Source organism: Terriglobales bacterium (assembly GCA_035624475.1).
Taxonomy (GTDB): Bacteria; Acidobacteriota; Terriglobia; order Terriglobales; family Acidobacteriaceae; genus DASPRL01.
Genome location: DASPRL010000273.1, coordinates 1 through 6,036 on the forward strand (window position 1 = coordinate 1; position 6,036 = coordinate 6,036).

General features: G+C 67.8%; 6 protein-coding genes and 2 rRNA genes. 4 read left to right on the forward strand and 4 right to left on the reverse strand.

Annotated features, from left to right (window positions below):
• Together VEG08_10855 and rrf are read left to right on the forward strand one after the other, a co-directional pair.
• Positions 1-124, forward strand: a 23S ribosomal RNA gene (locus VEG08_10855); the annotation flags it as partial.
• Between the two features lie 209 nt (positions 125-333).
• Positions 334-450: ribosomal RNA gene (gene rrf / locus VEG08_10860) — 5S ribosomal RNA — on the forward strand.
• 100 nt (positions 451-550) lie between these two features.
• Here rrf and VEG08_10865 read toward each other — a convergent pair.
• Positions 551-1,093, reverse strand: coding sequence for a hypothetical protein (locus VEG08_10865; protein HXZ28484.1), 543 nt, complete (start codon positions 1,091-1,093; stop codon positions 551-553).
• A gap of 548 nt (positions 1,094-1,641) precedes the next feature.
• On the opposite strand from VEG08_10865, the gene VEG08_10870 reads away from it, so the two are divergent.
• Complete coding sequence (locus VEG08_10870; protein HXZ28485.1) at positions 1,642-2,337, forward strand: YdeI/OmpD-associated family protein; 696 nt, start codon at positions 1,642-1,644, stop codon at positions 2,335-2,337.
• On the opposite strand, the gene VEG08_10875 is transcribed toward VEG08_10870, so the two are convergent.
• Positions 2,334-2,615: a hypothetical protein gene (locus tag VEG08_10875; GenBank protein ID HXZ28486.1), complete on the reverse strand. Its 282-nt coding sequence runs from the start codon at positions 2,613-2,615 to the stop codon at positions 2,334-2,336. The genes VEG08_10870 and VEG08_10875 overlap by 4 nt on opposite strands.
• A 128-nt stretch (positions 2,616-2,743) precedes the next feature.
• On the opposite strand from VEG08_10875, the gene VEG08_10880 reads away from it, so the two are divergent.
• Positions 2,744-3,223, forward strand: coding sequence for a hypothetical protein (locus tag VEG08_10880; GenBank protein ID HXZ28487.1), 480 nt, complete (start codon positions 2,744-2,746; stop codon positions 3,221-3,223).
• A gap of 3 nt (positions 3,224-3,226) precedes the next feature.
• On the opposite strand, the gene VEG08_10885 is transcribed toward VEG08_10880, so the two are convergent.
• On the reverse strand, positions 3,227-5,512 hold the full coding sequence (locus VEG08_10885) for a tetratricopeptide repeat protein (protein ID HXZ28488.1): 2,286 nt from the start codon (positions 5,510-5,512) through the stop codon (positions 3,227-3,229).
• A gap of 31 nt (positions 5,513-5,543) precedes the next feature.
• Positions 5,544-6,036, reverse strand: a 493-nt coding sequence (locus tag VEG08_10890) for a DUF711 family protein (GenBank protein HXZ28489.1), incomplete at its 5' end; no start/stop codon positions are given.

A 6,036-nucleotide genomic window follows, 5' to 3' on the forward strand; every position in this document is an offset into this window, starting at 1 on the left:
CAACCCGTAAGGGGCAAGAAGGGCCCAGGTAGACCACCTGGTTGATAGGCTGGAAGTGCAAGGTCATAAGCGCAAGCGAATGGCCTCAGCTTACCAGTACTAATCGCCCGTTCGGCTTGACCATAAAATTTACTTCAGCGCATTGCCTGGTGGGCCGCAGAACCTGGCGGCCCCAGACCCGCCGGTCGAACCTGGCCGGCGGCAGTAGATTCCAACCCAATCTGTTCAGTTGTGAGGCAGCGTCCTCACGTTCTTTGCATGGCGGAGAGGTCCCTCGCGCAAGGCGCTCGGGACTTCGGCAGCGGGCTCAGACGCCCGCTGAACGCCTCGATTTCCGGTGATCTTACCGCGGGGGTCACACCCGTTCCCATCCCGAACACGGAAGTTAAGCCCCGCAGGGCCGATGTTACTGCACGGGAAACTGTGTGGGAGAGTAGGTCGTTGCCGGATTAATAAAGGCCACGCTCAGACAGGAGCGTGGCCTTTTCCTTTTGCAGGCAGGATGAAAACCACAGAGGACGCAGAGCACGCGGAGGGATACGAACCCTGGTCAACGACAAGGGCCGAAAAAGGGCCAACTAGGGATGACGAAACTGCCGCGCTTGCCGCGGGCGAGCTTCTTGAAGGTGCATTCGCTGACGTGGTACCAGCGGCCTCCGAGCTTAACCCGGTAGTCCACCGGAACGCCATTGAAACTCTGCAAGCGCCCAACTTGAGTTGCCTCCACCACTCCGACGATGGTGCGAAAGTAGAGGATCCTTGCCCACCTCACGCGCTCAGGGCCGGCCGGCTTGCCGGCCTTCGCATCCCAAGGAGTGTAGGTGCGGTATTCCAGGACGGCGTCCTCATAGCGCTCTGCAGATTCGCGAATATTGGTGGTTGGCACCATCGAAACGGAGTCCTTCTCCTGGAATTCTCCGAGCAGCCCCACGCTCTGCAGCTTGCTGAGCACGTCCTCCATTTGCTCTCGTGTGAGCCAGTAAGGATTCGTCGCCTTGTCCCAATCATCGCTCCAGAGCTCTTTCTGGATTTCATACCTCGGGACAATAGCGAGTCCTGCAACTTCGCCGTCGTCGTCCATCTCCACTTCCACGAAGTACTTCTCGTTGACCTCGAACAGACCCGACCGCTGGAGGGCGGCCGGACCGAACGCGGTACGAAGCGCGAGTAGGACTGCGGCCTTATGGTGGGATCTCGGCCTCTCCGCTCTCTGCGCAAATAGGGCGCTCGACGTAAGAAGTATCGCCAAGAAGGCGATGTGGGCGCTGCGGCGGGCCATACCGATTGGAGTTTAGCACTCCTCATCGGAGGGAAGCTGCGTCCTACCCAGTCTGTTCTCCCTGCCTCTGTGTCTCCGTGGTGGACTCCGTGTAGCACTCGGCTTTAGCCGCTGAGGGAGAATGCCTGCCGTCGGTGCGACGGGTTTCAGGGAATAGGGATCCTTCGAGTCGCGCTATCCTGCGGGCAGGCCGCAGGATGGCGCGAGTCGAAGCATGACAATCCCAAGGGGGCCTTGCGACGCGGCTGAAGTCGCGCCCCTGCGAGGCTTTCCCACCCGGCGCAATCTGCAATCTTAGTTCTGCAATTCTCCGTGTCTCCGTGCCTCCGTGGTGGATTTCCTGTAGACTCGCAGGCCACAAAGTGGCCGCCGAGCGACAAGTCGTAAAGTCCTTCGAGGCCGCGCTGGAGCGCATGCCGGGGCGGCTGGGCTGGACCATCGTCCGCATCCCCTTCGACGTGAAGAAGGTCTGGGGCGCGCGCGGGCACCTGCGGGTGCGAGGCGAGATCAACGGCTTCGGCTTTCGCACCTCGCTCTTCCCCACTGGCCGCGGCACCCACTTTCTCCTGATCAACAAGAAGATGCAGCGCGGCGGCGGGGTCGTCCCCGGGGCGCGAGCGCGCCTGCGCCTGGAGCCGGACACGGAGAAGCGCGTGGTGGTGGTGCCTGCGGAGCTTACGCGGGAACTGGCGCAGTCGAAGCGGCTGCAGAAGTGGTACGCGACGGCGTTCAGCGATTCCATGCGGAACTGGATCGCCAAGTGGGTGGGAGAGCCCAAGAGCGCGGCGTCGCGCAAGCGGCGCGCTCAGGATATCGCCGAGCGGCTGCTGCTGACCTTGGAGGCGGAGCGCGGCGAATTGCCTCCGGTGCTCGCCGTGGCCTTCGCGCGCGAGCCCCGGGCGCGCGCGGGCTGGGAGCGGATGCCGCCCTCGTCGCGGCGCCATCACCTGCTGGGGATCTTCTCCTACCGCAACCCGGAGGCGCGGGCGCGGCGGGTGGAGAAGGCGGTCGGCGAGATGCTGCGCTACGCAGAGAAAACCGCTGGGCGCTCCCGCTAGCCGATCGTGGGAGGCGGAGCGCCGCCGGCGCCGGGCGCCGCGGGCGGACCGCCGGTGGGCGCCGCCGGCTTGCGCACCAGGGCCACGATGGTGAAGACCAAAGCGCAAGGCACGGAGAGGAACAGCCCCAGGAACAGGCTGCCGACAATGCAGCAGATCAGGCCGGCGACGCCCAGGCCCTGCTGGCCGCGGCTGCGGGCGACGAAGAAGGGCACCAGGCCGAAGAGAACACCTCCGATCAGCGCTCCGACAAACTTGGCAATCAGGGTGACTCCCATCGTCGGTCTCCTCGCGAAAGGAACTGGTTGAGGCGGAAGATACCAAAGACGAAGGCAGCGAGGCCACAGAAAACTGGACGCGCCGGGCCGGCATGCTAGAATCGCGGCCTCGGACGGGAGAGATGACCATGCGGCGAACGGTTCTGGGAGTGCTGCTGCTGGTGGTGATCAGCGCGGGGTCAGCGGTCGCGGGCGACAGCAGCACCGCCTGGGCCAGGATGCAGAAGCTGGCCGGCGCCTGGGAGGTCGTGTGGGAGGGCAAGCCCGTGACCATCACCTTCCAATCCATCTCCGATGGCTCCGCCCTGATGGAGACGCAGGCGGCGGAGAACATGGTGACCATCTATCACCTGGACGGCACGCGGCTGATGCTGACCCACTACTGCTCCGCCCACAACCAGCCGCGCATGGTGGCCGAGGCCGATCCCGGCGGCAAGACGCTCCGCTTCAGGATGATCGACATCACCAACCTGACCAGCCCGCAGGCGGGACACATGGTGCGCATGGTCCTCACCTTCGAGGACGACGATCACATCAGCGAGCAGTGGACGTTCCTGGAGAACGGCAAGGAAACCACTGAGACTTTTCACCTGACACGGAAGAAGTAGCGGCTAGCGTCCTGGCATCTGCGCCTGCTGGGCGCGCTGGCGGGCCTGGGCGGCGAGGTCGGCGCGGCCCTGGGCGTCGTAGAGCGCGGCCAGCGCCATCCAGCGGGCGGGGCTATTGGGCGTGAGCTTGACCGCCTGCTCCTGGAACTGGACGGCGCGGGCGAGGTCGTTGCGATCGCGCCAGGCGCGCGCACGTCCCTCGGCGATCTGCGCTTGGAACTCGGCGCCCGCTGCTGAAGCCTCGCCGCTCTTGTAGGGGCTGGCACTCTCGGCGCGGTCAAAGGCCGCCAGCGCCTCCTCGGGCTGGTGCAGCACCAGGTAGATCTGGCCCAGGGTGCGATAGCGGTCGGCGGGGTCGGTGGAGAGGCGGGCGGAGTTGGCGAGGGCCTGGGCGGCCTCGGCGTAGCGATGCTGGGCGGCCGCGAGGCGCGCCAGCAGGAACCAGCCGGCGTCGCTGGGCCGGAGCGCGACCGCGGCGCGGTATTCCTGCTCGGCCTCGGGGAGGCGGCCTTGGGCCTGCAGGAGCTGGCCGCGGAAGAGGTGCAGGTTGGCGTCGCCGGAGAAGATGGCCTGGGCCCGGTCGAAGTCGGCCAGGGCCTCCGGGTCGCGGTTCAGGACGTAGAGGATCGCCCCCGCGTTGGAATAGAAGTTGTAGAGTTGGGCGCTGCGGCGGGAGGCGCTCTCACCCGCGGGCGCGGGCGGCGGCTGGAGCGGGGCGCGGGCGCAGTCCAGGCTGAGGCGGTCGAGCCAGGCGGCGTTCTCCGGGCGATTGCGCAGGAAGATGGCGGAGACGTCGTCGAGATAGACCAGGCGCCAGCCCCCGCTCTGGCAGAAAGCGGCGATGGGGAAGCCGCCCAGGCCGGCGTAGCGCGCCGCCGAGACCAGGATGACGTTGATGCCGCGGGCGTCGGCTTCCTGCTGCCAGGCGGGCGAGTCGGGCGCCTGCTGCATGAGCGAGCGATGATGGTAGAAGAGGGCGGCGCCGAAGGGCACGGCGCGGCCGTCGATGTAGTCGGGATACTGGGGGCCGATGCGCCAGGTCAGGTAGCCGCCCAGGTTGTAGTCGTGGAAGACGTTGCCGGGAAGGCGTTCGCGCAGCAGGAAGTCGGTGGCGCGCTCGGGGAACCACCAGGAGAGCCCGGCGCCGAAGAGCGTGGTCTGGCCGGAGGCGAGGTAGGTGCGGTTGGAGACCAGATCGGCGCCGCGGAAGCACACCAGCAGCAGCAGGGCGGTGGCGGTGAAGGCGCGCAAAGCGGGCCGCAGGCGCCACTCGCGCAGCCAGGCGGGCGCGGCCAGGCCTTCGGAGAGCAGCGAGCCCGCCACGATCACGGCCACGCAGGCGAAGAGTCCGTGGTAGCGGGTGTGCAGGATGGAGAGCCAGGCGGCTCCGGCCAGGAGCACGGCTGCACCCAGGCGCCGGCGCCACAGCGCGATCACCACGGCCAGCGTCACCGCGGCCAGCAGCCACCAGTAGGCGCTCTCGGGATCGCGCCAGCGCAGCGCCTGCAGCAAACTGAAGCGCGAGAAGCGCACTCCCGTCCACTCCAGCACGAAGCTGCCGAAGCCCTTCATCATGCCTTCCTGGCGGACGAGGGCGGCGTACAGGAGCGGGCCCCATGGGTTGATCAAAGTGGCGGCGGGCGTGATCAGCAGCCAGGGAGCGGCGCGGCGCAGGCGCGTGAGGGCTTCCGGGCGGCGCGCCGGGAAGGGCAGCTCCAGGACCTCCAGGCCGACGTAAGCGGCGAGCGCGCCCAGCCCGGCGACGAATCCCAGGTGCAGGTTCACCCACAGCAGCATGAGCGGGGGCAGCCAGTAGAGCGGGGCGCGGCCTTGGCGGTACTGCTGCCAGACCAGGCTGAGGAAAACGGCGAAGAGCAGGGTGGTGAACATCTCGGCGCGGGGGCCGGTGCGGTAGGCGAGCACGGGCACCGCGACGATGGCCAGCAGCGCGCCAAAGCCGCTGCCGCGCCGCAGCAGCAGGGCCACCGTGCCGGCGCAGGTCAGCGCCCCCAGCCAGGAGAGCGCCGCCCAGCCACCCCCCCGGTAGAGCAGGTAGAAGAGCAGGCCGGAGAAGGGCGGGTAGATCCACTCCGCGCCGCGGGCGGTGTAGGAGAAGACGTCGGTGCGCGGCACCTGGTGGTGCTCCGCCATCCAGCGGCCGGTGGCCAGTTGCCATCCCAGGTCGAAATCGGAGACGGTGCGCAGGCCGGCGAGCAGGGCGTAGAGCAGGGCCAGCGCAGCGAGCGCGATCACCAGCGCGCGGCGGAGTTGCGGGGACTTCAGGTCCATGCGAGATCCCGGTGGAGTTTGGGGGTCCGGCTCATGGTAGCTCGTGCAGGGTGGCGTTGGTGAGAAAAGGGTCGTCGAACTGGGTGCGGTCGCCGGGCCGGCCGCCAGGGACGGGCATGAGGCGGGCGGAGAGCGGCTTGTGCCACTTCACCGCCAGCGCGGCCATGTCGCCCAAGATGCGCGCCAACTGTTCTTCGCTGACCGCACCAGGCAGGGGGATGGTGTCGAGGCCGGTGCCGCAGACGGCGGAGTAGGCCAGCATGGAATCCACCGAGAGCCGGCCCTCGCTCCAGCGCTGCGCCAGCACGCTGTCCTCGAGGATGGGTAGCATCAGGCCGGAGTAGCCGGCGTGCTGGACGGGCAGTGCGTGCAGCACCCCGGTGATCACCGAGACCGCGGTCATGGTGCCGCTGGAGCCGAAGGGCGCGCCGGTGAGGCGCTCGATGGCGCCGCCGATGGAGACATCCTTGAGCGGGGCGGGCGAGAGGTCCAGGCCCACGTAGCGCCAGCCGGTCTGCTGGGCG

Bases quoted from the DNA above. Each gene is read 5' to 3' on its own strand.
- VEG08_10875 (HXZ28486.1), bottom strand. From the start codon at position 2,615: ATGGGAGTCACCCTGATTGCCAAGTTTGTCGGAGCGCTGATCGGAGGT.
- VEG08_10885 (HXZ28488.1), bottom strand. From the start codon at position 5,512: ATGGACCTGAAGTCCCCGCAACTCCGCCGCGCGCTGGTGATCGCGCTC.
- VEG08_10880 (HXZ28487.1), top strand. From the start codon at position 2,744: ATGCGGCGAACGGTTCTGGGAGTGCTGCTGCTGGTGGTGATCAGCGCG.